The organism is Streptomyces sp. NBC_01618 (assembly GCF_045209435.1).
GTDB lineage: Bacteria > Actinomycetota > Actinomycetes > Streptomycetales > Streptomycetaceae > Streptomyces.
Genome location: NZ_CP109297.1, coordinates 1,574,385 through 1,598,220, shown reverse-complemented (window position 1 = coordinate 1,598,220; position 23,836 = coordinate 1,574,385). Strand labels below are relative to the sequence as shown.

The 23,836-nt window shown below is 71.2% G+C and carries 23 protein-coding genes; 20 read left to right on the top strand and 3 right to left on the bottom strand.

The window, feature by feature from the left end; translation table 11 throughout:
* Positions 1 to 321 precede the first annotated feature (321 nt).
* The 12 genes from OH735_RS07550 (at position 322) to OH735_RS07495 (ending at position 13,988) form a co-directional block, all read left to right on the top strand.
* Positions 322 to 2,007: a CTP synthase gene (locus tag OH735_RS07550; RefSeq protein ID WP_406380539.1), complete on the top strand. Its 1,686-nt coding sequence runs from the start codon at positions 322 to 324 to the stop codon at positions 2,005 to 2,007.
* Positions 2,008 to 2,095: 88 nt separating this feature from the next.
* Positions 2,096 to 2,722 (top strand): NUDIX domain-containing protein, encoded by a 627-nt coding sequence (locus OH735_RS07545; protein WP_406380537.1) that lies wholly within the window; start codon positions 2,096 to 2,098, stop codon positions 2,720 to 2,722.
* A 223-nt stretch (positions 2,723 to 2,945) separates the two neighbouring features.
* Positions 2,946 to 5,009, top strand: a complete 2,064-nt coding sequence (locus OH735_RS07540) for a tetratricopeptide repeat protein (protein WP_406380535.1) — start codon at positions 2,946 to 2,948, stop codon at positions 5,007 to 5,009.
* Between the two features lie 143 nt (positions 5,010 to 5,152).
* Positions 5,153 to 6,268, top strand: a complete 1,116-nt coding sequence (gene ald / locus OH735_RS07535; RefSeq protein ID WP_406386457.1) for an alanine dehydrogenase — start codon at positions 5,153 to 5,155, stop codon at positions 6,266 to 6,268.
* Positions 6,269 to 6,749: 481 nt separating this feature from the next.
* On the top strand, positions 6,750 to 7,787 hold the full coding sequence (locus tag OH735_RS07530) for a ParA family protein (protein ID WP_406380533.1): 1,038 nt from the start codon (positions 6,750 to 6,752) through the stop codon (positions 7,785 to 7,787).
* Positions 7,784 to 8,419, top strand: a complete 636-nt coding sequence (locus OH735_RS07525; RefSeq protein WP_406386456.1) for a hypothetical protein — start codon at positions 7,784 to 7,786, stop codon at positions 8,417 to 8,419. The genes OH735_RS07530 and OH735_RS07525 overlap by 4 nt, the downstream gene beginning before the upstream one ends.
* A gap of 97 nt (positions 8,420 to 8,516) precedes the next feature.
* A complete protein-coding gene (locus tag OH735_RS07520; RefSeq protein WP_406380531.1) occupies positions 8,517 to 9,578 on the top strand; it encodes a segregation and condensation protein A in 1,062 nt (353 codons plus the stop codon).
* Positions 9,575 to 10,222 carry an SMC-Scp complex subunit ScpB gene (gene scpB / locus OH735_RS07515; protein ID WP_384451822.1) on the top strand — a complete coding sequence of 216 codons (648 nt, stop codon included), beginning with the start codon at positions 9,575 to 9,577 and terminating at the stop codon, positions 10,220 to 10,222. The genes OH735_RS07520 and scpB overlap by 4 nt, the downstream gene beginning before the upstream one ends.
* Entirely contained in the window at positions 10,222 to 11,331 is a 1,110-nt protein-coding gene (locus OH735_RS07510) for a pseudouridine synthase (protein WP_406380529.1), read from the top strand. Before scpB ends, OH735_RS07510 begins: the two co-directional genes overlap by 1 nt.
* Before the next feature lie 208 nt (positions 11,332 to 11,539).
* On the top strand, positions 11,540 to 12,238 hold the full coding sequence (pnuC, locus tag OH735_RS07505; protein ID WP_406386455.1) for a nicotinamide riboside transporter PnuC: 699 nt from the start codon (positions 11,540 to 11,542) through the stop codon (positions 12,236 to 12,238).
* The gene (locus OH735_RS07500; RefSeq protein WP_406380528.1) at positions 12,235 to 12,969 is read left to right on the top strand and encodes an NUDIX hydrolase; all 735 of its coding nucleotides are present in this window, start codon (positions 12,235 to 12,237) and stop codon (positions 12,967 to 12,969) included. Before pnuC ends, OH735_RS07500 begins: the two co-directional genes overlap by 4 nt.
* Positions 12,966 to 13,988, top strand: a complete 1,023-nt coding sequence (locus OH735_RS07495; protein WP_406380526.1) for an ADP-ribosylglycohydrolase family protein — start codon at positions 12,966 to 12,968, stop codon at positions 13,986 to 13,988. The genes OH735_RS07500 and OH735_RS07495 overlap by 4 nt, the downstream gene beginning before the upstream one ends.
* Positions 13,989 to 14,040: 52 nt before the next feature.
* On the opposite strand, the gene OH735_RS07490 is transcribed toward OH735_RS07495, so the two are convergent.
* On the bottom strand, positions 14,041 to 14,730 hold the full coding sequence (locus OH735_RS07490; RefSeq protein ID WP_406380525.1) for a DNA polymerase beta superfamily protein: 690 nt from the start codon (positions 14,728 to 14,730) through the stop codon (positions 14,041 to 14,043).
* A 102-nt stretch (positions 14,731 to 14,832) separates the two neighbouring features.
* On the opposite strand from OH735_RS07490, the gene OH735_RS07485 reads away from it, so the two are divergent.
* The 6 genes from OH735_RS07485 to der all read left to right on the top strand — a co-directional run bounded on the left by OH735_RS07485 (position 14,833) and on the right by der (position 19,957).
* Positions 14,833 to 15,279, top strand: a complete 447-nt coding sequence (locus OH735_RS07485; protein WP_406380523.1) for a YidB family protein — start codon at positions 14,833 to 14,835, stop codon at positions 15,277 to 15,279.
* A 203-nt stretch (positions 15,280 to 15,482) separates the two neighbouring features.
* Positions 15,483 to 15,845: a chorismate mutase gene (gene aroH, locus OH735_RS07480; protein WP_406380521.1), complete on the top strand. Its 363-nt coding sequence runs from the start codon at positions 15,483 to 15,485 to the stop codon at positions 15,843 to 15,845.
* Positions 15,842 to 16,927, top strand: coding sequence for a prephenate dehydrogenase (locus tag OH735_RS07475; RefSeq protein ID WP_406380519.1), 1,086 nt, complete (start codon positions 15,842 to 15,844; stop codon positions 16,925 to 16,927). Before aroH ends, OH735_RS07475 begins: the two co-directional genes overlap by 4 nt.
* Positions 16,928 to 17,051: 124 nt before the next feature.
* A complete protein-coding gene (gene cmk / locus OH735_RS07470) occupies positions 17,052 to 17,768 on the top strand; it encodes a (d)CMP kinase (protein ID WP_406380517.1) in 717 nt (238 codons plus the stop codon).
* Positions 17,765 to 18,424 carry a lysophospholipid acyltransferase family protein gene (locus OH735_RS07465; RefSeq protein ID WP_406380515.1) on the top strand — a complete coding sequence of 220 codons (660 nt, stop codon included), beginning with the start codon at positions 17,765 to 17,767 and terminating at the stop codon, positions 18,422 to 18,424. The genes cmk and OH735_RS07465 overlap by 4 nt, the downstream gene beginning before the upstream one ends.
* A gap of 63 nt (positions 18,425 to 18,487) precedes the next feature.
* On the top strand, positions 18,488 to 19,957 hold the full coding sequence (gene der, locus OH735_RS07460) for a ribosome biogenesis GTPase Der (protein ID WP_406380514.1): 1,470 nt from the start codon (positions 18,488 to 18,490) through the stop codon (positions 19,955 to 19,957).
* Positions 19,958 to 20,025: 68 nt separating this feature from the next.
* Here der and OH735_RS07455 read toward each other — a convergent pair whose 3' ends face one another.
* Complete coding sequence (locus OH735_RS07455) at positions 20,026 to 20,385, bottom strand: hypothetical protein (protein ID WP_406380513.1); 360 nt, start codon at positions 20,383 to 20,385, stop codon at positions 20,026 to 20,028.
* A 137-nt stretch (positions 20,386 to 20,522) separates the two neighbouring features.
* Positions 20,523 to 21,320 (bottom strand): hypothetical protein, encoded by a 798-nt coding sequence (locus OH735_RS07450; RefSeq protein WP_406380511.1) that lies wholly within the window; start codon positions 21,318 to 21,320, stop codon positions 20,523 to 20,525.
* 383 nt (positions 21,321 to 21,703) lie between these two features.
* On the opposite strand from OH735_RS07450, the gene OH735_RS07445 reads away from it, so the two are divergent.
* Positions 21,704 to 22,987 carry a glycosyltransferase family 4 protein gene (locus OH735_RS07445; protein WP_406380510.1) on the top strand — a complete coding sequence of 428 codons (1,284 nt, stop codon included), beginning with the start codon at positions 21,704 to 21,706 and terminating at the stop codon, positions 22,985 to 22,987.
* Positions 22,984 to 23,835, top strand: coding sequence for a transferase (locus OH735_RS07440; protein ID WP_406380508.1), 852 nt, complete (start codon positions 22,984 to 22,986; stop codon positions 23,833 to 23,835). Before OH735_RS07445 ends, OH735_RS07440 begins: the two co-directional genes overlap by 4 nt.
* The last annotated feature ends 1 nt before the right edge of the window (position 23,836 follow it).

Here is a 23,836-nt window from a genome sequence, read left to right as displayed (position 1 = left end):
GTACCTCGCCCGGAGCGAGTGTCCGAGCAGGATACGACGCACCGGAATGATCTGCGCGACTGTCTCGGTAAACGCCCATCGACATGCCTGAGCCGAACGGGTGGGGCGCGAGGGGCCCGAGGTGATCACGTGGGGTGATTGCGCGGGGCGTGGCCGGAAGCAGGCCCCCTTCGTCGCTGATACCCTGGTAGCCCGTGGACCGGTGGTCGTCCGCAACAGCAGACGAGGCCCCCGAACCGCAGCGACGGTACCTCCGGAATTCTCCGGACGGCAACGCCGGCACGCACCTCCAGATCGCGACCACGGGAGCCCCCTTTGGCTATGCAGCCCACATCCACGACGACCAAGCACATCTTCGTCACCGGGGGTGTCGCCTCTTCCCTCGGCAAGGGTCTGACTGCGTCCAGCCTCGGCGCCCTGCTCAAGGCGCGCGGCCTCCGGGTCACCATGCAGAAGCTCGACCCGTATCTGAACGTCGACCCGGGCACGATGAACCCCTTCCAGCACGGTGAGGTGTTCGTCACCAACGACGGCGCCGAGACCGACCTGGACATCGGCCACTACGAGCGTTTCCTCGACGTCGACCTCGACGGCTCGGCCAACGTCACCACCGGCCAGGTCTACTCGCAGGTGATCGCCAAGGAGCGGCGCGGTGAGTACCTCGGTGACACCGTGCAGGTCATCCCGCACATCACCAACGAGATCAAGCACCGCATCCGCCGCATGGCGACCGACGACGTCGATGTCGTCATCACCGAGGTCGGCGGCACGGTCGGTGACATCGAGTCGCTGCCGTTCCTGGAGACCGTCCGCCAGGTCCGCCACGAGGTCGGCCGGGACAACGTCTTCGTCGTGCACATCTCGCTGCTGCCCTACATCGGCCCGTCCGGCGAGCTCAAGACCAAGCCGACCCAGCACTCCGTCGCCGCGCTGCGCAACATCGGCATCCAGCCCGACGCCATCGTGCTGCGCGCCGACCGTGACGTACCGACCGCCATCAAGCGCAAGATCTCGCTGATGTGCGACGTCGACGAGGCCGCCGTGGTGGCCTGCGTGGACGCCAAGTCGATCTACGACATCCCCAAGGTGCTGCACACCGAGGGCCTGGACGCGTACGTCGTGCGCAAGCTCGACCTGCCGTTCCGCGACGTCGACTGGACCACGTGGGACGACCTGCTGGACCGCGTCCACAACCCCGACCACGAGATCACCGTCGCGCTCGTCGGCAAGTACATCGACCTGCCCGACGCCTACCTCTCGGTCACCGAGGCCATCCGGGCCGGCGGCTTCGCGAACAAGGCCCGCGTCAAGGTCAAGTGGGTCGCCTCCGACGACTGCAAGACCCCGGCCGGTGCCGCCAGGCAGCTCTCCGACGTCGACGCGATCTGCGTCCCCGGCGGCTTCGGCGACCGCGGTGTCAACGGCAAGATCGGCGCCATCCAGTACGCCCGCGAGAACAAGGTGCCGCTGCTCGGCCTCTGCCTCGGCCTGCAGTGCATCGTGATCGAGGCGGCGCGCAACCTTGCCGAGATCCCCGACGCCAACTCCACCGAGTTCGACGCCGCCACCTCGCACCCCGTCATCTCGACGATGGAGGAGCAGCTGGCGTACGTCGAGGGCGCGGGCGACCTGGGCGGCACCATGCGGCTCGGCCTGTACCCGGCGAAGCTCGCCGAGGGCTCGCTGGTCCGTGAGGCGTACGGCGACCAGCCGTACGTGGAGGAGCGCCACCGCCACCGCTACGAGGTCAACAACGCCTACCGTGCCGAGCTGGAGAAGAAGGCCGGTCTGGTCTTCTCCGGCACCTCCCCGGACAACAAGCTCGTCGAGTACGTCGAGTACCCGCGCGAGATCCACCCCTACCTGGTCGCCACCCAGGCGCACCCGGAGCTCCGCTCCCGCCCGACCCGCCCGCACCCGCTCTTCGCGGGCCTGGTGAAGGCGGCCGTCGCGCGCAAGACGGGCGCCGGGGCCGGCGCCGAGCAGGGCGCCGCGTCGGGCAAGTAGTCCGGCGGGGCACAGGCACTAACGTTGACCGGGGTACGGATCCATCGAGGACGCGTGCCCCGGTTTCGGTTTTTGTGGGAGGACGTAGATGGGTTTCAAGGACACGCCCGAGGAGTGGCAGGTCACCGCGACCAGGACGCCCTTCACCGGCAACAAGACCAGCGTCCGCACCGATGACGTGGTGATGCCCGACGGCAAGGTCGTACGCCGCGACTACCAGGTCCACCCGGGCTCGGTCGCCGTGCTCGCGCTCGACGAGGAGAACCGGGTTCTCGTGCTGCGGCAGTACCGCCACCCGGTGCGCCACAAGCTCTGGGAGATCCCGGCCGGACTGCTCGACATCCCCGGTGAGAACCCGCTGCACGCGGCCCAGCGCGAGCTCTACGAGGAGGCGTACGCCAAGGCCGAGGACTGGCGGTTGCTGACCGACGTCTACACCACCCCCGGCGGCTGCGACGAAGCCGTACGGATCTTCCTGGCGCGGCAGCTCTCCGAGGCCGACGGGGAGCGTTACCTGGTTTCCGAGGAGGAGTCCGACATGGAGCTGGCCCGGGTGCCGCTCCAGGAGCTGGTACGGGGGGTGCTCGCCGGGGACCTGCACAACAACTGCCTCGTCGTGGGCGTCCTTTCGCTCGCCGCGGTGCTCGCCGGTGACGGGATCGACTCGCTGCGCCCGGCCGAGGCGCCGTGGCCCGCCCGCCCGTTCGAGGTCTGACGGTGCGCTGCCCGACGGCCCGTAAGCACCGTGCGTGGTCCGGTCGTCCGCGGGCCGGCCGCTGAACGGTTCACCCAAGTCCCCCGATCGGAAAATCTGCTGATCCGATCGGGGGACCTCTGCGCCCCGCCCCACGGAATTCGTCCACTCGCCTGAACTACGCTCGGAATGCCCTGACCGGAGTCCCGGCGGGCAATGCGTGCAGCGAAGTGGAGCGTGGCCCGTGACGGATCAGGCGGTGGACACCAGCGGCCCGGCCAAGGCGGCGGGAACCGAGGAGCCGTCCGGCGCCGCACCACCCCAATTCTTCGGCCGCGAACGCGATTTGAAGGCGCTGCGCGCCGACATCGAGCGGGCCGGACTGGACACCCTGGCCGGTCGCAAGGCCGCCCGCGCCCGGGTCCTGCTGATCGCCGGACGTCCCGGCTCCGGACGCACCGCACTCGCCGACGAGCTCACCCGCCGGCTGCTCTCCACCGGCGACCACCCCGACGGCCTGCTCCGGGCCCGGCTCACCGACCCCGGCGGCACCCCGGTTCCCACCGAACGCACCGCGCGGGAGCTGCTCGACCAGCTGGGCATCACGGGCCCGCCCGGCGCCGACGGGGACGAACTCTCCCAGCTGGTCCGCGAGGCGCTCGCCGGGTGCAGCGCCCTGCTCCTCCTCGACGACGCCGTGGACGCGGAACAGGTCGACCCGCTGCTGCCGGACAACCCGGACTGCCTGGTCGTCGCCACCTCCGAGGGCCCGCTGACCGGAATCCCCGGCGTCCGCCCATGCACCATCGGCGGGCTGGACGCGGGCTCTGCCGTCCGGCTGCTCGCCCGCATCATCGGCCAGGTCAGGATCACCGTCGACCCACGGACCGCCGAAACCCTCGCCGAGGAATGCGGCGGACTGCCGGCCGCCCTCGTGCTGGCCGGCGGCTGGCTCGCCGCGCATCCCATGGCATCCGTCGCCGATGTCACCAAACAGCTCCGCGAGCTCCCGGACGACCCGGAGCAGTCCACCGGAGCCCGCCCACTGGCCCGCGCCTTCCGGCTGGTCCACGACTCCCTGCCGCCGGCCGCCGCACGCATACTGCGCCTGCTCGCCCTCGCCCCCGCCGGGCTCGCCGACGCCCACACCGCCTCCGCGCTGGCCGGCTGCTCCGTCTCCGCCGCCCGGACGACGCTCGACGACTTCGTGGTCCTGGGGCTGCTGCGCGGCGACGGGGCGGACGAGCCGCAGTACGAGGTGCCCGGCTGCCTCGCCCCGCTGCTGCGGGCGCTGCTGGAGACCGTGGACCGGCCGACGGAGATCCAGCTGGCCAGGGCCCGGATGCTGGAGCGGACCGTACGGCTGCTGCAGTCCTGCCGGGCGGTCACCGAACCCGAGGGCTCCGCGGCCCGCCGCAAGCTCGCCGGGCTGCCGCGCTCGCTGCGCTTCCCCGGCCCCGATGCGGCCGCCGCATGGCTGCGGAGCCGTCGGCCAGCCCTGCTCGCCTCGGCCCGGATCGCCGTCGAGGACGGTGAACTCGATACCCTGGCAAGGCGGTTGGTGGCCGCGCTGGTGCGGGCGCTGGCCGTGCACCAGGGCACCGAGGCCGCCGCACCCGAGCTGTACGGACTGCACGGTCTGGTCCTGGCCGTCGCCGAGCGGCGCGACCTGCCGCGCGAGCGGGCCGCCGCGCTGCTCAACCTCGCGGACCTCGACGCGAGGACCGGCCGTACGCGGGAGGCGCTGACCCGCTACCGGGCCGCGCTGGACGCCGGACGGGCCGCGAAGGATCCGTACGCCATCGGCCGCGCGATGGAATCCGTAGGTGGCGCCTACGCCGAGCTGGGGGACTTCCAGCGGGCCTCCGACTGGTACGGCCGGGCGCTGGCGCAGCGGCTCACCCAGGGCGAGCGGGCCGACGAGGCGCGGCTGTACGGGCGGCTCGGCGCCGTCCACACCTACGCGGGGCGGTACGGCGAGGCGCTGCGGAACTGGCGGGCCGCCGCGGCCGGGTACCGCAGGCTCGGTGATGTGCCGGCCCAGGCGCGGGCGCTGAGCGAGGCGGCCCGGGTGCAGGAGTACGCGGGCCGGCCGCGCGAGTCGCTGCGCACCTGCCAGGAGGCCGTTCACTGGGCCGGGCAGGCGGGGGACGTGCGGCTGCAGGCGGCGCTGGAGCTGCGGCTGGCCGACACGTTCGACCGGCTCGGCGACCCGGCTGCGGCCAGGCTGCACCGCGGTCTCGCCGACAGTTTGCTGGGCGAGAAGGGTGCTGCCTGCGAAATCCGTAGTGCGGTGAGTGAAAATTAATGCTTTGTAAGGCTAGACAGCACGAACTCCTTCATTAGACTGGCTTTACCGCGTTCGTTCGCGGTGTCTCCATTTACGCTGTGTCTATCCGGGTATGTAGAGCTATGCCCGGGTAACCCTCTGAGCCAAGGACCGTGATCGACGTGAAGGTCGGCATCCCCCGCGAAGTCAAGAACAACGAGTTCCGCGTGGCGATCACGCCCGCCGGTGTGAACGAGCTCGTACGCCACGGCCACCAGGTCGTCGTCGAGGAGAACGCCGGGGCCGGCTCCTCCATCACGGACGAGGAGTACATCGCCGCCGGGGCGCAGATCCTCCCCACCGCCGACGAGGTCTGGGCCACCGCCGACCTGCTGCTCAAGGTCAAGGAGCCGGTTGCCGAGGAGTACCACCGCCTGCGCAAGGACCAGACGCTCTTCACCTACCTGCACCTCGCCGCCTCCCGCGAGTGCACGGACGCGCTGGTGGAGTCGGGCACCACGGCCATCGCGTACGAGACGGTCGAGACCGCGAACCGCGCGCTGCCGCTGCTCGCTCCGATGTCCGAGGTCGCGGGCCGGCTGGCCCCGCAGGTCGGCGCCTACCACCTGATGCGCTCGGTCGGCGGCCGCGGCGTACTGCCGGGCGGCGTCCCGGGCACGGCCCCCGGTGAGGCCGTCGTCATCGGCGGCGGTGTCTCCGGCTGGAACGCCACCCAGATCGCCGTCGGTCTCGGCTTCCATGTCACGCTGCTCGACAAGGACATCAACAAGCTGCGCGAGGCCGACAAGGTCTTCGGTACCAAGGTCAAGACCGTCGTCTCCAACGCCTTCGAGCTGGAGAAGGCCGTCATCGAGGCCGACCTCGTCATCGGCGCCGTGCTCGTCCCCGGCGCGAAGGCCCCGAAGCTGGTCACCAACGAGCTCGTCGCCAAGATGAAGCCCGGAAGTGTACTTGTCGACATTGCGATCGACCAGGGCGGCTGCTTCGAGGACTCCCACCCGACGACGCACGCCGAGCCGACCTTCATGGTCCACAACTCGGTCTTCTACTGCGTCGCGAACATGCCGGGCGCGGTGCCGAACACCTCCACGTACGCCCTCACCAACGCCACGCTGCCGTACATCGTGGAGCTCGCCAACCGCGGCTGGGTCGAGGCGCTGCGCCGTGACGCCGCGCTCGCCAAGGGTCTCAACACCCATGACGGACAGGTCGTTTACCGCGAGGTGGCCGAGGCGCACGGCCTGGAGCACGTCGAGCTGAGCTCGCTTCTCGGCTGAGGGTCCCCCACGGCCCGAAGGGCGTGGGAGGGGCCCCTTCACTTCCCGTCAACATCATGCGTCCGGCCGGACCTTGCCCAGCAAGGTCCGGCCGGACGCATGTCGGACCCCTGCGGCGCCCCCGTTCAACTCGTCTCGAACGTAGCCCTTTAACCGATTCGTGCACCTGCTAAAAGTGCGCCCGGGTGGCTGCGTGCCCTTGACAGGGAGGTGTTCGATTGCCGACACATCGGGCCGGGTCCGGCGGATTGTGTTGCTGCGGAGCGGTGACACGCCATAGAGTCGCCAATCGTCGGCATGGTGCCACGCTGACCTATCGATAAGTTTCCTGGTCACGTCCAAGGAGGTAAGACGACTTGTGAATGAGTCGACAATTACTCCCGGGGGTGTTCAACCAGGGACGCCTGCACGGGGCCGGAGCCCGCACGGGCTGGAGGCTGTCGGCTCCGTCGCTGTCCGCACCTTCGCCACCAATCAGCACATGACGACAGCCCCCCAGATGATGGACGGCCTACACGTGAACGCCATGGCCGGCAACGAGAGTGGCCGAGAGACCGCCCACTTCGCCGACTTCGACGAGGTGCCCCAGGGGCACTTCTACGACCCCGACGCCGAGTACGAGCCCGATCCGGAGTACGCGGCCACCCTCGCGCCCGACGCTGCCCGTCAGCGCCGCGAGCGGATCGGCCCGACCGGTCGGCCCCTGCCCTACTTCCCGATCCCGGGACCGCTGACCGACCACGGTCCCGCGAGGATCATCGCGATGTGCAACCAGAAGGGCGGCGTGGGCAAGACCACGTCGACCATCAACCTGGGTGCCGCGCTCGCGGAGTACGGGCGCCGCGTCCTGCTCGTCGACTTCGACCCGCAGGGAGCCCTGTCGGTCGGGCTCGGCGTCAACCCGATGGAGCTCGACCTCACGGTCTACAACCTGCTCATGGAGCGGGGCATGTCGGCCGACGAGGTCCTGCTGAAGACCGCGGTCCCGAACATGGACCTGCTGCCCAGCAACATCGACCTGTCGGCTGCCGAGGTGCAGCTGGTGAGCGAGGTGGCCCGGGAGTCCACGCTGCAGCGTGCCCTGAAGCCGCTGATGGCCGACTACGACTACATCGTGATCGACTGCCAGCCGTCGCTGGGCCTGCTCACCGTGAACGCCCTGACGGCTGCCCACAAGGTCATAGTGCCGCTCGAGTGCGAGTTCTTCGCGCTGCGAGGTGTGGCACTGCTCACCGAGACCATCGAGAAGGTCCAGGAGCGGCTCAACCCGGACCTGGAGCTCGACGGCATCCTCGCCACGATGTACGACTCCCGTACGGTGCACAGCCGCGAGGTCCTCGCGCGCGTCGTCGAGGCCTTCGACGATCACGTCTACCACACGGTCATCGGGCGCACCGTGCGCTTCCCCGAGACCACGGTCGCCGGTGAGCCCATCACCACGTACGCCTCCAACTCGGTCGGTGCCGCCGCCTATCGCCAGCTCGCCAGGGAGGTGCTCGCCCGGTGTCACGCCGAGTGAGTCTGCCCGGGGCCGACGAACTGTTCCGTACCACCGGGGGGATGGGCCTGCAGGCGTCGTCCCCGGCGGACCGGCGGCGCAAGGCGAACGGCGAGGCCCGGGTGCCCGGTCCGGCCGGCGAGAGCGATCCCGGGGCCGACGGGTCCGGGGCGGGCGCGACGGAGACCGCGGCTCGGGAGGAGCACTCCGCGGCCGACGCCGACGCGGGGGAATCACGCAGCCGCGGCGGTGACATGGGCCGGGGCGCGGGGGCGGCGCAGCCGGGACGCAGGTCCCAGCAGTCCTCGCCGTCGGAACGGCCGGCCACTCAGCCCGCCACGGCGTCGTCCGCGCAGTCGCCGGCTCAGGAGGCGGCTCCCGCCCCCGCCGTTCAGCAGCAGCGCAGGCGCGGAGGCGGACGCGGGGCGAACCGGCGGCCCAGCGGCCGGGAGCGGCACGACGAGAAGATCACGGTCTACGTCTCGGCCGAGGAACTGATGGACCTCGAACACGCCCGTCTGGTGCTGCGCGGGGAGCACGGGCTCGCGGTCGACCGCGGGCGGATCGTCCGCGAGGCGGTCGCGGTGGTTCTCGCGGACCTGGAGTCGCGGGGCGACGCGAGCATCCTCGTACGGCGGCTGCGCGGCCGCTGACCGGTGGGGCGCCGGTAGCCTGCCCGGAGCGTATCCTCCGGGCGGTCCGGCCCTTCTCGTACGCCCGCCGCCCGTATCCCGCCGTCCCTGGACACTCATGCCGACGACCGACGAGCCCGCCCGCACCCCTCGCCGCCCCTTGGGCCGCGGTCCGGGCGGCCGGGCCGCGCCGGTGGCGGGCGGGGACGGCGAAGCCGTTGCCCCGGCGGTGGCCGATGCGGCAGCGGCCGCGGTATCTGTCGTGTCCGCCGGGCCCGCGGCGCCCGTAACGCCCGCCGAGACCCCCGTACCGGCAACATCGGCAACGCCGGCAACGCCGGTCTCGGCCCCCGAGCCCGCCGACGACGGGCGGTTCACCGTACGGCTGGCGAACTTCGAGGGGCCCTTCGATCTGCTTCTGCAGCTCATCTCCCGGCACAAGCTGGATGTGACCGAAGTCGCACTGTCCAAGGTCACCGACGAGTTCATGGCGCACATCCGCGCCATGGGGCCGGACTGGGACCTGGATCAGACCACCGAGTTCCTCGTCGTCGCCGCGACCCTGCTCGATCTGAAGGCCGCCCGGCTGCTGCCCGCCGCCGAGGTGGAGGACGAGGCGGATCTGGCGCTGCTCGAAGCGCGGGACCTGCTCTTCGCCCGGCTGCTCCAGTACCGCGCGTACAAACGCGTCGCCGAAATCTTCAGCGACCGGCTGGAGTCGGAGGGGCGGCGCTTCCCGCGGACCGTGGGGCTGGAGCCGCACCACGCCGAGCTGCTGCCCGAGGTCGTCATCAGCATCGGGGCCGAGGGGTTCGCCCGGCTGGCCGTGAAGGCGATGCAGCCCAGGCCCGAGCCGCAGGTGTACGTCGACCACATCCACGCACCGCTGGTCAGCGTGCGGGAACAGGCCGAGATCGTGGTCACGCGGCTGCGGGAGGCGGGGGAGATCAGTTTCCGGGCGCTCACCGAGGACGCCCAGGACACCCTCACCGTCGTCGCCCGGTTCCTCGCGCTGCTGGAGCTGTACCGGGAGAAGGCCGTCGCGCTCGACCAGGACGAGGCCCTCGGCGAGCTCCTGGTGCGCTGGTCCGGGGGAGAGGGCGTCGGACCCGTCGTGACGGACGAGTTCGACACCGAGGTGACCGAGGCGCAGGACGTCCAGGAGGATGTGAAGGCATGAGTCAGCAGGACACCACCGGTTCCCCCGTCGCGGACCTCGACCTCAAGCCCGCCCTGGAGGCCGTCCTCATGGTCGTCGACGAGCCCGCCACCGAAGAGCACCTCGCCAAGGTCCTGGAGCGGCCCCGCAGAGCCGTCGCCGACGCGCTGCGCGAGCTGGCCGACGAGTACGCCGTACAGCGCCGTGGTTTCGATCTGCGGCTGGTCGCGGGCGGCTGGCGCTTCTATACCCGCCCGGAATACGCGGCGGCCGTCGAGGGCTTCGTCCTGGACGGCCGGCAGGCCCGTCTCACACAGGCGGCCCTGGAGACTCTCGCCGTGGTCGCGTACCGCCAGCCGGTCAGCCGGTCGAGGGTGTCCGCGGTCCGCGGCGTGAACTGCGACGGGGTCATGCGGACCCTGCTCCAGCGGGGCCTCGTCGAGGAAGCGGGCGCGGAACCCGAAACAGGTGCGATCCTGTACAGGACGACGAACTACTTTCTGGAGCGGATGGGCCTGCGTGGCCTGGATGAGCTCCCGGAGCTCGCGCCCTTCCTCCCCGAGGCGGACGCGATCGAGGCTGAGACGCTAGAGGGTGTGCCGTCGTTCGATCCGGACGCACCGGACACCCCGGATACTCACGCAGACGACAAGACGGAATTTTGATGCGAAGCAGTGGCAGGAACAGCGGAAGCGGCAGCGGCAAGAGCGGCGGCAACCGGAATCCCCGGGGCGCCGGCGCCGGCACCGGCCGCGACGGCAAGCAGGAGCAGCGTCCCCGCCGGCCCCGGCCCGAGGAGCGCCGCTACGACGCGGGCGCCACCGGGGAGAAGAGCGGCGAAGGACCCCGCAAGGGCCGCGGCGCGGCGGCCCGTGGCGGCGCCAAGGGCGGCCCGAAGCCCGCGCAGTCCGGCGGCAGGAGCGGTGGCCCGCGTCGCCAGGGCGCCCCGTCCCGTCCGCGTGAGCTCGACGCCAAGATCGAGCAGCGCAACCGGGACAGGTACGCGGGCAAGCCCGACATCCGGACGCCCAAGACCCACCCCGGCGCCGAGCAGGAGGGCGAGCGGCTGCAGAAGGTCCTCGCCCGGGCCGGCATGGGTTCGCGCCGGGCGTGCGAGGAGCTGATCGAGCAGGCCCGCGTCGAGGTCAACGGCGAGATCGTCGTCGAGCAGGGCATGCGCGTCGACGTGCACAAGGACGAGATCAAGGTCGACGGCCTGACCGTGGCCGCCCAGTCGTACCTCTTCTTCGCGCTGAACAAGCCCGCCGGTGTCGTCTCCTCCATGGAGGACCCGGACGGCCGTCAGTGCCTCGGCGACTACGTCACCAACCGTGAGACGCGGCTCTTCCACGTCGGCCGGCTGGACACCGAGACCGAGGGCATCATCATGCTCACCAACCACGGCGAGCTGGCCCACCGCCTGACCCACCCCAAGTACGGGGTGAAGAAGACCTACCTGGCCGCCATCCAGGGACCGCTGCCGCGCGATCTGGGCAAGCGGCTCAAGGACGGCATCCAGCTGGAGGACGGGTACGCCCGCGCCGACCACTTCCGGGTCGTCGAGAACACCGGCAAGAACTACCTGGTCGAGGTGACCCTCCACGAGGGCCGCAAGCACATCGTCCGCCGGATGCTGGCCGAGGCCGGCTTCCCGGTCGAGCGGCTCGTACGGACCGCCTTCGGGCCGATCCCGCTGGGCGACCAGAAGTCCGGCTGGCTGCGCCGGCTCACCAACACCGAGGTCGGCATGCTGATGCGCGAGGTCGGTCTGTAACCCGGCTCCGTAACCCGGCGCCGTAACGCAACTCCACAACCCGGCTCCGTCCGCTCCACGGCCCGCGACCGGTTCCTGCTTTCGATTTTCGGACAGGAATCGGCCGCGGGCCTTTTGCTGCGCCCGTTCCCCCTTTATAGTCAGAGTGACTATTAAGGAGGCGGGAGTGAGTCTCGCGGATGTCCTCGACCCTCTGCAGCAACCCCTGATGACGGTCATCGGCACCCCGGTCAGCTGGACCGAGGTGCTCGGCTTCGGCAGTGGGGCGCTGTGCGTCTGGCTCGTGGCCCGCCAGCACCTCGCCAACTGGCCGATCGGCATCACCAACAACCTCTTCTTCATCCTCCTGTTCACCCAGTCCGGCCTGTACGCCGATGCCGGACTCCAGATCGTCTTCATCGCCCTTGCCGCGTACGGCTGGTGGACCTGGACCCACGGGGGTGGACCAGGTGCACCGGACCTGCCGGTGCGGCGCACGACCCGCACCGAATGGACCTGGCTGCTCGCGGCAGGGGCGGTGGGGACCGTAGCTCTCACCGCCCTGCTGGCCCACGCCACCGACTCGACCGTGCCCTTCTGGGACGCACTGACGACCGCGCTGTCCCTGACGGCGACGTACGGGCAGTGCAGGAAGCTCGTCGAGGAGACCGCCGACCGCGTCGCCCACCACCTGTGGCTGCTCACCGACCACGAGGGCGTCGCCTTCGAGGACGACGGGCTGCGCGACGGCGAGGAGCTGCGGCCCTGGATGACCGACCGCTTCCGGGCCGAACTCACCCGTACCGGCAGGCGGTTCGTCGAACTCACCGGAACCCACCAGGAACGCCTGGCCACCGCGGTCGGCGCCGTCGACACTTTGCTCGCCGCCGGCTGGAACTTCGCCGCGCCCCTCCCGGAGCACCGATGAGCGCCGACGCCCCCGCGGGCTACGACCCGTACGCCTTCGAACCCTTCGCGGTCACCGTCGACCTCGCCGTCTTCACGGTCCGCGACACCCGGCTGAACGTCCTGCTCGTCGAGCGGGGCGAGGACCCGTACAAGGGCCACTGGGCACTGCCCGGCGGCTTCGTCCAGCCCCGCGAGTCCGCCGAGGAAGCCGCCCGCCGGGAGCTCGCCGAGGAGACCGGCCTGACCGAGGGCACCGTGTCCGCGTTCCATCTGGAACAACTGCGCACCTACAGCGACCCGGACCGCGACCCGAGGATGCGGGTCGTCTCCGTCGCCTTTGCCGCACTCGTCCCCGACCTGCCCGAACCCCGCGGCGGCGGCGACGCCGTCAACGCCCGGTGGTGGGACGCCGAAACCCTCGGCCCGCTCGCCTTCGACCACGACCGCATCCTGGCCGACGCGCACCACCGCATCGGCGCCAGGCTCGAATACAGCTGCCTGGCCACCGCCTTCTGCCCGCCCGAATTCACCCTGGGAGAACTCCAGCGGGTCTACGAGACGGTCTGGGGCGTCGAGCTGGACCGGCCCAACTTCCGGCGCAAGGTCCTCACCACGCCCGGCTTCGTCCAGGCTGTGGAGGGGTCGCCGCGCCGCACCGGCGGACGGGGAAAACCGGCCGCTCTCTACAGGGCGGGTGCCGCTACCGCCCTGCACCCCCCACTCCTGCGACCGGAAGGAAGAACCACGTGATCGTGACCAGGACCATCACCAAACAGGCCGCCACCGGCGCACTGACCGGGCTCGCGCTCGGCGATGCACTGGGCTTCCCGACCGAGTTCAACAACGTGCCCTCGATCCTCGCCAAGTGCGGGCCGTGGCGCCAGATGCGGCTGCCGAAGCCGGCGATCGTCACCGACGACACCCAGATGACGCTGGCCCTGGGGCGGGGCATCCGTACCGCCATGGACCGGGGGCTGCTCACCCCGCTGCGGCTGGCCCGCCCGGTGCGCGAGGAGTTCGTCGACTGGTACCACTCGGCCGACAACAACCGTGCCCCCGGCCGCACCTGCATGACCGCCTGCCGCCTGCTCGACAGCGACCGGCTCTGGCAGGAGGCCAGCCAGACCGGCTCCAAGGGCTGCGGCGCCAACATGCGGGTCGCGCCGGTCGGGCTCGTGCCGGGGCTGAGCGACGAACAGCGCTCCGGCGCCGCCCAGTTGCAGGCGGCCCTCACCCACGGGCACCCCACCGCGCTCGCCGCGTCCGACCTGACGGCCCGCGCGGTGTACCTGCTGGCGCAGGGCGCGGAACCGATGGGTCTGATCGGGCAGCTGCGCAGCTACGCGTACGAGAACAGCAGCCGCTATCTCACGCGCTGGCTCGGCGACCTCTGGCGGTACGCGGGCGACTCCTCGCCGGAGCTGTACATCCGGCGCGGCTGGGAGGAATGCCTCACCGCGCTGGCCCGCGTCCAGGACGCCCTGCGCGACCCGTCCCCGGAGACCGATCCCTGCGAGACGACCGGCGACGGCTGGATCGCCGAGGAGGCCCTGGCCACGGCCCTGCACTGCTTCCTGCTGTTCCCCGAAGACCCCGTCATGGCCCTGCGCCGGGCCGCCTGTACCCGGGGCGACTCGGACTCCCTCGGCTGCCTGACCGGCGCGCTCGCCGGGGCGCATCTGGGGGCGGGGGCCTGGCCCAAGGAATGGTCGGAGCGGATCGAGTACCGGAGCGATCTGCTGTCGCTGGGGGCGCTCTGGGACTCCTGACGTCATGCGGTTCCGGAGTGGCGGCCAGGTGGGGCGTTCACCCCTGGTCGGGTCAGGACACGGATGCCCGGCGGGTGCGGACCAGGAAGTCCTCCACTCGGGCCCGGTCCGGCTCCGCGGGGAGCGGGGAGCCCGTCGCGGCCTCGTCGTTCTCCTCGGCCAGGCGCGCCATGCGGCGTTCGACCTCCGCCCACGGGACCTCGCCGCGCTTCACCGCCAGCAGCTCCTCCCGGGCCGCTCCCACCTCGATCGTGAGCTCGCCCGTACGCAGCAGATCCCGGCCACTGGTCAGCAGCCGCAGCAGATGCATGGCGTGCTTCCAGCGCGGCGCCCCGTGCTGCCGTACATCCGCCTCCAGCTTCCTGCGCTGGCCCGACGCGTAGCGGACGAAGGTCCGGTGGGCCAGCCGGGAGAGGAACGCGCCGCGCAGGGAGAGGAGTTCACGGCCCACGGCGTCGACGTGTTCCACCAGCGGTGAGTGCAGGCACTCCAGCACGTTGGGGTTGGCGCGCAGCGCCAGCTCGCAGAAGCGCTCGAGCTCCCAGGAGAACTGTTCCTCCGCCGGGCCCTCGACATGCGTCGGCGGCTTCTCGAACCGCCAGAACAGCGGGGTCGGCGCGAGGAAGACACCGCGCCGGTCCGTGTCGCTGCCGTCCGTGGCGAGCCCGAAGGCGCGTGAGCCCATCACACAGGCGTAGACCGTGTGATCGCGTACGAGAGCCGCTGGGTCGGGGGTGACCATGGCGGCGAGGGTACGTGAGCGAAGCGCCCGTGGTTCAAGTGGCAGAAGCTCGGGATCTGATCGACATTGTCGATAAATCATCCCCTCTGGAAAGGCATGACCATGGCGGGAAACGATCTCGGCAGCCTGCTGGGCGGTTTGCTGGGCGGCGGCGGCCAGGGCGGTGGCGCCTCCGGTGATGCCGCCGGTGGCGCCGGGAACATCCTCGGCTCGTTGCTGGGCGCGCTGGGCGGCGGCCAGGGCGGTTCGGGCGGCAGTGCCAACGCGCTCGAAGGGCTGATCGGGGTGCTCACCAGGTCCGGCCTCGTCGACCAGGCGCAGTCCTGGGTCGGGACCGGTGAGAACCATGCGGTCAGCGGCGCCCAGATCGCCGAGGCGCTGCCCGACGAGACTCTGGAGAGGGTCGCCCGGGAGACCGGGGTCTCCACGGAACAGGCGGCCGACGAGATCGCCCGGTCGCTGCCGACGGCGGTCGACAGACTGACTCCGACGGGGGAGGTTCCGGAGGGCCGCTCGATCGAGGAGCTGGTCCGGGAACAGCAGCTCTGAGCCCAGGGGCGGGGCCGGAGGGTCTGCGCCACCACGGCGGAACCTCCGGCCGCCACCCCTCACCGCCCCTCACGGCCTCGCCCCGTCTCACTGGGAGAGCACCACGGCCGCCCCTCGCCCCCGCCCCTCTAGGCTGATCACGCAGAAGGATGCACGCAGGCGGACAGCAGGCGCGACACGTACGAAGAAGCGAGGAGCACGACGTGGCGGTACGAGCAGTTCGTGGAGCCGTCCAACTGGAGCAGGACGAGCCCGGACACATGGGCGAGCGGGTCAGCGCCCTGCTCACCGCCGTCCTGGAGCGCAACAGCCTCGTCGCGGACGACCTGATCAGCATCTGGTTCACGGCCACTCCCGATCTGCACAGCGACTTCCCGGCCGCCGCGGCGCGCGGGCTCGGTATCGTCGACGTACCACTGATCTGCGCCCAGGAACTGGACATCGTGGGCGCCATGCCCCGCGTGGTACGGATCCTCGCGCACGTCGAGACGTACCTTCCCAAGTCCGAGATCACGCACGTGTACCTCGGTGCCACCGCCGCCCTCCGCAAGGACATCGCCCAGTGAGAACCGCCCTCGTCATCGGAACGGGCCTCGTCGGCACCTCCGCGGCCCTCGCCCTCGCCGGGCGTGGCATCCATGTCCACCTCGTCGACCACGACCCCGAGTCGGCCCGCACCGCGGCCGCGCTCGGGGCCGGTACGGACGAGGCGCCCGAGGGCCCCGTCGACCTGGCGATCGTCGCCGTGCCGCCCGCCCATGTCGCCTCGGTCCTGGACACCGCCATGCGGGACGGCGTCGCCCGCGGCTACCTCGACGTCGCCAGTGTCAAGGGCGGCCCGCGCCGCGAACTGGAAGCCCGCGGAGTCGACCTCGCCCCGTACATCGGTACGCACCCCATGGCCGGCAAGGAGCGGTCCGGCCCCCTCGCCGCCACCGCGGACCTCTTCGAGGGCCGCCCCTGGGTCCTCACCCCGACCCGTGACACCGACACCGAGGTCCTCAACCTCGCCCTGGAACTGGTCGCGCTCTGCCGCGCCGTCCCGGTCGTCATGGACGCCGACGCCCACGACCGGGCCGTCGCCCTGGTCTCCCACACCCCGCAGCTGATCTCGTCGATGGTCGCCGCCCGGCTGGAGGAGGCCGACGAGACCGCCGTACGCCTCTGCGGCCAGGGCATCAGGGACGTCACCCGGATCGCAGCCTCCGACCCCCGGATGTGGCTGGAGATCCTCTCCGCCAACCCCGGCCCGGTCGCGGACGTGCTGGCCGGGGTCGCCGCCGACCTGGACGAGACGGTACGCGCGCTGCGCGGTCTGCAGTCCGGTGACGACGACAAGCGCCGCGCGGGCACCGAGGGCATCGAGGACGTGCTGCGCCGCGGCAACGCGGGCCGGGTCCGGGTCCCCGGCAAGCACGGGACGGCCCCCGCCTCGTACGAGATCGTGTCCGTGCTCATCAGCGACCGGCCGGGCGAACTGGCCGGGATCTTCGCCGACGCCGGCCGGAGCGGGGTCAACGTCGAGGACGTCCGCATCGAGCATGCCACCGGGCAGCAGGCGGGCCTGGTCCAGCTCATGGTCGAGCCGAGCGCGGCCGCCGAGCTGCGCACGGCACTGCGCGAGCGGGGCTGGTCGATACGGCAGTAGGCGCGGGGCGACGGGACCGGTAGGCGGTTGTCCACAGGGGTGCAGAGGACCACTCCGACACTCGGTAACCTTGTGCGGGGCGGGTTCGCGCGTCCCCGTCCCGCCCACCCCGAGTACCAGGAAGGTGTCCACCACCGTGGAAACCGCAAGCGCCGCCGCCCGGACGGCCCCGGCCGCAGTGATCGTCGCCATCGACGGGCCCTCCGGCACCGGCAAGTCGAGCACGTCCAAGGCCGTCGCCGCCCAGCTCGGCCTGAGCTACCTGGACACCGGCGCCCAGTACCGGGCGATCACCTGGTGGATGCTGAACAACGGCATCGACGTGCAGGACGCGATGGAGGTGGCGACCGCCGCCGCGAAGCCGGTCATCGTCTCCGGTACGGACCCGGCCGCCCCGACGATCACCGTCGACGGCGAGGACGCCTCGGGTCCGATCCGCACCCAGGAGGTCACCTCCAAGGTCAGCGCCGTCAGCGCGGTCCCCGAGGTGCGCACCCGGATCACCGAGCTGCAGCGCACCATCGCCGCCGCGGCCGACCGGGGCATAGTGGTCGAGGGTCGCGACATCGGCACCACGGTGCTGCCCGACGCCGACCTGAAGATCTTCCTCACCGCATCGCCGGAGGCGCGCGCCGCCCGCCGCAGCGGGGAGGTCAAGGGCTCCGACGTCGCCGCCACCAAGGAGGCGCTGATCAAGCGGGACGCGGCCGACTCCGGCCGCAAGACCTCCCCGCTGGCCAAGGCGGACGATGCCGTCGAGGTGGACACCACCGAGCTGACCCTCCAGCAGGTCATCGAGTGCGTCGTCACCCTCGTCGAGGAGAAGCGGGCCGTGAAGTGACCCGTGCCACGGGCTCGCCCTCGCCGCGCGGCGCGGCGGTCGGACGCGGGATCGGGATCGGCCTGATGTACGGGCTGTGGAAGCCCCGCGTCCTCGGTGCGTGGCGGGTTCCCGCCTCCGGACCCGTCATACTCGCGGTGAACCACTCCCACAACATCGACGGTCCGATGCTGATGGGCACCGCGCCCCGGCCCGTCCACTTCCTGATCAAGAAAGAGGCGTTCGTCGGCCCGCTCGACCCGTTCCTGCGCGGAATCGGGCAGCTGAAGGTGGACCGTACGACCGCCGACCGCACCGCCATCACCGACGCCCTCGGCGTGCTGGAGACCGGCGGGGTGCTCGGGATCTTCCCCGAGGGCACCAGGGGCGAGGGCGACTTCGCCTCCCTGCGGGCCGGGCTCGCGTACTTCGCGGTACGCAGCGGGGCGCCGATCGTGCCCGTGGCCGTCCTGGGAAGCACCGAGCGTCGCGGACGGCTGGTATCGGCGCTGCCGCCGTTGCGCAGCCGGGTGGACGTCGTCTTCGGTGACGCCTTCGAGGCGGGCGACGGGAGCGGCAGGCGTACGCGCAAGGCGCTGGACGAGGCGACGGTGCGGATCCAGGCGCGGCTGACCGCCCATCTGGACGAGGCCAGGCGTTTCACCGGGCGTAGGTAAGACTTGAGTAGTGGGCCACGTGGTCGTGGTCCATCGATGATGACGCAAAGAGGAACGGACTTCATGAACGACCAGATTCACTCCGACGGCTCGGACCACGAGCACGGAGCGCTTGGCGACGCCGAGTACGCGGAGTTCATGGAGCTCGCCGCGGAGGAGGGCTTCGACGCCGAAGAGGTCGAGGGCGCGATCGGTGAGGCCGGTCACGGACCGCTTCCCGTGCTCGCCGTCGTCGGCCGCCCCAACGTGGGCAAGTCGACGCTGGTGAACCGGATCATCGGCCGCCGCGAAGCGGTCGTCGAGGACAAGCCCGGCGTCACCCGCGACCGCGTCACCTACGAGGCCGAGTGGGCGGGCCGCCGGTTCAAGGTCGTCGACACCGGCGGCTGGGAGCAGGACGTGCTGGGCATCGACGCCTCCGTCGCCGCCCAGGCCGAGTACGCGATCGAGGCGGCGGACGCGGTCGTCTTCGTGGTCGACTCGACGGTCGGCGCGACCGACACCGACGAGGCCGTCGTCAAGCTGCTGCGCCGGGCCGGCAAGCCCGTCGTGCTGTGCGCAAACAAGGTCGACGGGCAGAGCGGCGAGGCGGATGCCACCGCGCTCTGGTCGTTGGGCCTCGGCGAGCCGCATCCGGTCTCCTCGCTGCACGGCCGCGGCACGGGCGACCTGCTCGACGCGGTGCTCGAAGCTCTTCCCGAGGCCCCGGCACAGCGGTTCGGCACCGCCATCGGCGGACCGCGCCGGATCGCGCTCATCGGCCGTCCGAACGTCGGCAAGTCCTCGCTGCTGAACAAGGTGGCGAACGAGGACCGCGTCGTCGTCAACGAGCTCGCGGGCACCACCCGTGACCCGGTCGACGAGCTGATCGAGCTCGGCGGTATCACCTGGAAGTTCATCGACACGGCGGGTATCCGCCGCCGCGTCCACCTCCAGGAGGGCGCGGACTACTACGCCTCGCTGCGTACCGCCGCCGCCGTGGAGAAGGCCGAGGTCGCCGTCATCCTGATCGACGCCGGCGAGTCCATCAGCGTCCAGGACCAGCGCATCATCACCATGGCCGTGGAGGCCGGGCGTGCCCTGGTGATCGCGTACAACAAGTGGGACACCCTCGACGAGGAGCGCCGCTACTACCTGGAGCGCGAGATCGAGACGGAGCTCGCGCAGATCGCATGGGCCCCGCGGGTCAACGTCTCCGCGGTCACCGGCAGGCACATGGAGAAGCTGGTCCCGGCGATCCAGACCGCCCTCGCCGGCTGGGAGACCCGTGTCCCCACCGGCCGGCTGAACGCCTTCCTCGGTGAGGTCGTCGCCGCGCACCCGCACCCCGTCCGTGGCGGCAAGCAGCCCCGGATCCTCTTCGGCACCCAGGCGGGCACCAAGCCGCCGCGGTTCGTGCTGTTCTCCTCGGGCTTCCTGGAGCACGGCTACCGACGCTTCGTCGAGCGCCGGCTGCGTGAGGAGTTCGGCTTCGAGGGCACCCCGATCCACATCTCCGTGCGGGTCCGCGAGAAGCGTGGCCGCAACAAGTAGCCCGTAGGCCCCATGGCGGAGCCCCGGACCGTTTCGGATGTGAAACGGTCCGGGGCTCCGTCGTACGGTCAGGCCCCTTGCGATCCCGGTCCCGGGGGCAGAGCCGCGGGCTGGGGCCGCCCGGAGTGCCGCCCCACCCGCTGCCAGGAACCGAGACCGCTGGTGGGCGTGCTCGCGCCGCTGCCGTGTCCCGTGGCGCCGCTGTGTGCGGAGAGTCCGACGGAGAGGGCGGCGGAGTGACCGTAGTGGCCGCTCAGCGGCATGCGGCTGCCGAACCACCCGCTGCTGCCGAAGGCCACGAAGCCGAGATTCTCCTCGCCGCTACGATCACCCGGAAGCGCCCGGAACGACCGACGGTACTCGGAGTACAGCGCGTCGTAGATCGGGGTGTGGGACTGACCGCCCGATGGGTCCTGCGCAGGGCGCATGGCAGGGATCGGGCTCGGGCGCTGGTGGGAGGAGTCGTATGAGTGCACGTATGTGCCAACGACCCCACTGGCTGTCGGATGCGGGCCCTGCGGAGAAATAGCTGTTCGCCGCAGGTGCGAGGAACCGACGGTCACGATCAGGTCCCGGCCAGCGGCATCGCGGCGGCGACCAGGAGCCCGCCGGCGGCGGCCCTGTCCAGCGCGTCGCGCAGCAGGTCCTCGCGGGGCTGCTGGCCGATCGCCCCCGCCGGGGCGGCGAAGACGAGCACGCTCTGCGACTTGTTGGCCGTGGTCCGCCAGCCCTCGGTGACCTGGAGCGGCGCATGGGCCTGCCACCAGGCGACCGGGGCGCCGCCATCGGTGCCCGGCTGGAGCACGGCGTGCAGCTGGCCCATCGCGAGCAGGATCGACCAGCCGTGCAGCACCGCGGGCATCTGATCCATCCGGTGGACCGGCTGGAAGCCCTGCTCCAGCAGCAGCTGGAGGAATTCGTCCCCGCGGCTGCCGTCCGTGCCCGGGCGGGCGATCGGGCCGGTCGGCTCGACGACGAGGGCCGGGTGGACCTCGTCGTCGATCAGGACGAGGCCGCTGGTGATCCCGAGGACGGCCTGTTCGGTACCAAGGCCCTCCGGGTGCTCCTGGCTCTGGTGCTCCGCGTTGCCGCCGGTGATGCTGCGTACCGCGCCCTGAAGCTGTTCCTCGGCGACCTGGACGACCTGCGAGGGGATGCAGGTCGCGTGCGCGAAGGCGAGGACGGCGGTCTCGTCACCGACGAAGAGGACCGTGCTGGTGCGCTCCTGTTCGGAGTCGCCGGGGGTGCGGCAGGAGGTGCAGTCGTAACTGCCTGGGGTGTTGTCGCCGACGAGCAGCCGGTCGGCTTCGGCATCGCCGATCTCGGCGCGTACGTCCTCGCTGACGTCGAGCATGCGCGGCACGGTTGGCTCCTCGAACTCGGTTCGTGCGCCGGGCGGTTCCCGGCTCATGAAGAAGACAACGGGCGATCCGTGGCCGGGGTCACGCGAGAAAGGGAACGTAATCGAACCAACCGGAGCAGAGGGTGAATCCTGAGTTTCGGAAGGGGCCACTTGATACCTGTTTGTCAATGTTTTTGGCATTTTCCGTGTGGGGATGTGGTCGACTCGACCGTGAGCCGGTTCGCCGATACATCGACAAATCGGGAAAGCGGGGAAAGTGGGAGTGGCTGAATCCGGCCGGTGTCGGAGTGAAACCACAAGCCGGATTTTGCCGTCATGGCAAGTGTCGTTCGCAGCCGGCCAGTCGACCAGCTGACCAGCCGACCCGGGAGATATGGCGTTTCATGCACATTTCGTTCCTGCTCCACAACGCCTACGGAGTCGGGGGCACCATCCGTACGACGTTCAATCTCGCCGGGGCCCTGGCCGAGCACCATGACATCGAGATCGTGTCGGTCTTCCGGCACCGGGACGTCCCCGCGCTGGGAGCCCCTGCGGGCGTGCGCCTGAACCACCTCGTCGACCTGCGGAAGAAGAGCCCGACGTACGACGGCGACGCGACCGAACACGCCCGCCCCGCAACCGTGTTCCCGCGCGGCGACAGCAGGTACCGGCAGTACAGCAGGCTGACCGACGCACGGGTGGCGGACCATCTGCGCTCCATGGACGCGGACGTGGTGGTCGGCACCCGGCCCGGGCTCAACGTGCAGATCAGCAGGCAGACCCGGCGCGGCCCGGTCCTCATCGGGCAGGAGCACCTCACCCTCGACAGCCACGGTTACCGGCTGCGCCGCGAGATCGGGCACCGCTACGCCCTGCTCGACGCGATCACCACCGTCACCGAGGCCGACGCCCGCGCCTACCGGAGCGGGTTCAAGCTGCCCGGCGTACGGATCGAGGCCATCCCCAACAGCGTGCCCGCGCCCAGAATCGCGCCCGCCGACGGCACCGGTAAATGGGTGATCGCCGCAGGACGGCTGCACAAGGTCAAGCGGTACGACCTCCTCGTCCGGGCGTTCGCCGGCGTGGTCGCCGCCCGTCCGGACTGGCGGCTGCGCATCTACGGCGGCGGCGACGCGACGGGGAACGAGCGCCAGGCACTGCTGAAGCTCATCGGTGAACTCGGCCTGCACAACCATGTGTTCCTGATGGGGCCGGTCAACCCGCTGGAAGCCGAGTGGCCCAAGGGGGCGATCGCCGCGGTCACCTCGGACCGCGAGTCCTTCGGCATGACCATCGTCGAGGCGATGCGCTGCGGACTGCCGGTCGTCGCCACCGACTGCCCGCACGGACCCCGCGAGATCATCGAGGACGGCACCGACGGACGCCTGGTGCCGGTCGGTGACGCGGCGGCGGTGACGGGCGCCCTGCTCGGCCTGATCGACGACGACGAAGCACGGCGCCGCTCGGGGCGCGCCGCGCTGGCCGCGGCGGAGCGGTTCGACCCGTCGCGGATCGCCGAACGCCACGAGCGGCTCTTCACCGAACTCGCCTCCCGAGTGCCGCGCGACCGCTCGCACGGCGCTCTGCGCACCACACTGCACCGCGCCCGCGGCACCGTGCTCGACGGGGCGTACGCCCTGCGCTACAAGGCCGCCGATGTCATCCGCAAGGGGAAGCCCGTATGACCGTCTCCACAGAGCGCCCGGCGCCACGAGCCGACTGCACCGCGGACGCCGACGGCGGGATCGTCTTCGACCTGCATCTCGGCCCCGGCCCCGAACGGTACGACGCCGGGGAGGCGCCCGAACTGCTGCTCCGGCTGCGCGGCGCCAAGAACAAGGACGGCGACGACAGCACCGTACGGCTGCCCCTGACCCCGCTCGGCGAAGGGCGGCTGCGAGCGGTGCTGCCGAGCACCGTGGAGCCCGCCGAGGGCCGCTGGGACGTCCATGTGTGTGCGCAGGGCACCGACGACGACGAGGCCGTGGCCGTGACGCCCGGGATCAGGGACGTCCGGCTCCTCATGGACCGCACCCCGGACACCGGGCGGATCGCGGCCCGTATCCCGTACCCGACCGCCGACGACCGGCTCGCCGTGCGCTGCTGGATCCGCTCACCGCACGCCGAGGCCGGGCCGGTCACCTTCGACGGGGACGCGATGACCGTGGAGGGCGCGCTGTACGGGACCGCCCTCGGCGACGACGCCCGCGTCGAGGCGCGACTGGCCGGCGCTCCCGACCGGACCTGCCGGGTGCCGGTCACCGGGAAGGAGGGCACGTTCTCGTTCACGCTTCCCCTGGACCGGCTGGTCACCGGTCCGGTCACCGGGCAGCAGCTCTGGACGCTCTGGCTCATCCCCGGGACGGCCGACGACGTACGGATCTCCCGCATCCTCGACGACGTCTGGGACCGCAGGAACAGCTTCGTCTACCCGGGTCGCAGTGCAGCGGAGGGCGTACGCGCGACTCCCTGCTACTCGGGCGACAACGACCTGTGCGTACGGATCGAACCGGACCCGGCGCAGGCCCGGTAGG

Coding starts and splice junctions, on each gene's coding strand:
- OH735_RS07550 (WP_406380539.1), top strand. CDS start 322: ATGCAGCCCACATCCACGACGACCAAGCACATCTTCGTCACCGGGGGT.
- OH735_RS07545 (WP_406380537.1), top strand. CDS start 2,096: ATGGGTTTCAAGGACACGCCCGAGGAGTGGCAGGTCACCGCGACCAGG.
- OH735_RS07530 (WP_406380533.1), top strand. CDS start 6,750: ATGACGACAGCCCCCCAGATGATGGACGGCCTACACGTGAACGCCATG.
- OH735_RS07520 (WP_406380531.1), top strand. CDS start 8,517: ATGCCGACGACCGACGAGCCCGCCCGCACCCCTCGCCGCCCCTTGGGC.
- scpB (WP_384451822.1), top strand. CDS start 9,575: ATGAGTCAGCAGGACACCACCGGTTCCCCCGTCGCGGACCTCGACCTC.
- OH735_RS07510 (WP_406380529.1), top strand. CDS start 10,222: ATGCGAAGCAGTGGCAGGAACAGCGGAAGCGGCAGCGGCAAGAGCGGC.
- pnuC (WP_406386455.1), top strand. CDS start 11,540: ATGACGGTCATCGGCACCCCGGTCAGCTGGACCGAGGTGCTCGGCTTC.
- OH735_RS07500 (WP_406380528.1), top strand. CDS start 12,235: ATGAGCGCCGACGCCCCCGCGGGCTACGACCCGTACGCCTTCGAACCC.
- OH735_RS07490 (WP_406380525.1), bottom strand. CDS start 14,730: ATGGTCACCCCCGACCCAGCGGCTCTCGTACGCGATCACACGGTCTAC.
- OH735_RS07485 (WP_406380523.1), top strand. CDS start 14,833: ATGGCGGGAAACGATCTCGGCAGCCTGCTGGGCGGTTTGCTGGGCGGC.
- der (WP_406380514.1), top strand. CDS start 18,488: ATGAACGACCAGATTCACTCCGACGGCTCGGACCACGAGCACGGAGCG.
- OH735_RS07455 (WP_406380513.1), bottom strand. CDS start 20,385: ATGCGCCCTGCGCAGGACCCATCGGGCGGTCAGTCCCACACCCCGATC.
- OH735_RS07445 (WP_406380510.1), top strand. CDS start 21,704: ATGCACATTTCGTTCCTGCTCCACAACGCCTACGGAGTCGGGGGCACC.
- OH735_RS07440 (WP_406380508.1), top strand. CDS start 22,984: ATGACCGTCTCCACAGAGCGCCCGGCGCCACGAGCCGACTGCACCGCG.